At 71.9% G+C, this 1,570-nt stretch carries 2 protein-coding genes; both read left to right on the forward strand.

Going from position 1 to position 1,570, the window contains the following annotated elements; translation table 11 throughout:
* The coding region (sdhB, locus tag VF825_RS00665; RefSeq protein ID WP_331109051.1) for a succinate dehydrogenase iron-sulfur subunit at positions 1-458 on the forward strand (458 nt) is incomplete at its 5' end.
* Positions 459-509: 51 nt separating this feature from the next.
* On the forward strand, positions 510-1,570 hold a 1,061-nt coding region (locus VF825_RS00670; RefSeq protein ID WP_331109053.1), incomplete at its 3' end, for a D-alanyl-D-alanine carboxypeptidase family protein.

Genomic DNA, 1,570 nt, shown 5'->3' on the forward strand with positions numbered 1-1,570 from the left:
CGGACAAGCCGATCACCGTCGAGCCGATCAAGGGCCTTCCCGTGGAGAAGGACCTCATCGTCGACATGGAGCCGTTCTTCGACGCCTACCGCGAGGTCATGCCGTTCCTGGTGACCAACGGCAACGAGCCGACCAAGGAGCACCTGCAGAGCCAGGCCGACAAGGACCGGTTCGACGACACCACCAAGTGCATCCTCTGCGCGGCCTGCACGACCAGCTGCCCGGTGTTCTGGACCGACGGGCAGTACTTCGGCCCGGCCGCCATCGTCAACGCGCACCGGTTCATCTTCGACAGCCGTGACGAGGCCGCCGAGCAGCGCCTGGAGATCCTCAACGACAAGGAGGGCGTGTGGCGCTGCCGCACGACCTTCAACTGCACCGAGGCCTGCCCCCGCGGCATCCAGGTGACGCAGGCGATCCAGGAGGTCAAGCGCGCCCTTCTGACGCGCAAGTTCTAGTCCGCGAACCTCTCACCGCTCGGGCCCGGGGACGACTACGGTATGCCGTTGATGTCACCCCTGCCTCGCACCGGACGCGCCCTCGCGGCGAGCATCCTGCTCGCCGCGACGGGCGCGTTCGGCGTCGGCGCCCCGGCGTCGGCGGTGCCGGCCGCCGGAGGCACCCCAGCCCCCTCGACCACGACCACGGCACGCCCGGCCGCGGCCTCCGCCCCCTCCCGGCCCGTGATCGGCGGGGAGGCGCTCGGCCGGCCCGGGGTGATCGTGGACAGGCCGGCGGGTGTGCCCGCCCCGCCGGCGATGCCGTGCGGCTCGTGGCTGGTCGCCGACCTGACCACCGGTGAGGTCCTCGCCGCCAAGGCACCGCACGCGCGCTTCCTGCCGGCCAGCACGCTGAAGACGCTGGCCGCCCTGGCGCTCATCCCCCGGGTCCGCCCCGAGACCAGGGTGATGGCGACCCGGGAGGACGCCAACGCCGACGGGACGCGCGTCGGGATCGTGCCGGGCACGGCCTACCCGGCCGGCACCCTCTTCCAGGCGATGCTCATGGCGTCGGCCAACGATGCGGTCTACGCGCTCGCCTCGGCCAACGGAGGGCGCCCCCGGACCCTGGCCGAGATGAACGGGATCGCCCGGCACCTCGGCGCGCTGGACACCCTGGCCGTCGACCCGAGCGGCCTGGACGGGCCCGGGCAGACCAGCAGCGCCTACGACCTGGCGCTCATCGGCCGCGCCGCGATGCAGCTCCCGGAGTTCCGCACCTACGTCGCGACCAAGCACATCAAGTTCCCCGGCGGCAAGGACGCCCGCGGGCGGCAGCGACCGGCATACGACATCCAGAACCACGACCGGCTGCTCTACAACTACCCCGGCGCGATCGGCATCAAGAACGGCTACACGATCGCCGCGAAGCAGACCTTCATCGGGGCGGCGACCCGGCACGGGCACACCTACCTGGTCACCCAGATGGCCGGCACCAACGGCAGCTGGCGGGTCACCGCGAAGCTGCTCGACTGGGCCTTCGCCTACGGCACCAGGGTCAGGCCGGTCGGCATACTCGTCGAGCCGGGGGCACTGGAGCAGAAGCCCGCGCAGGCCCAGTCCGGCCTCCA

Origin of the sequence: Oryzihumus sp. (assembly GCF_036391795.1) — a bacterium.
GTDB lineage: Bacteria > Actinomycetota > Actinomycetes > Actinomycetales > Dermatophilaceae > Oryzihumus.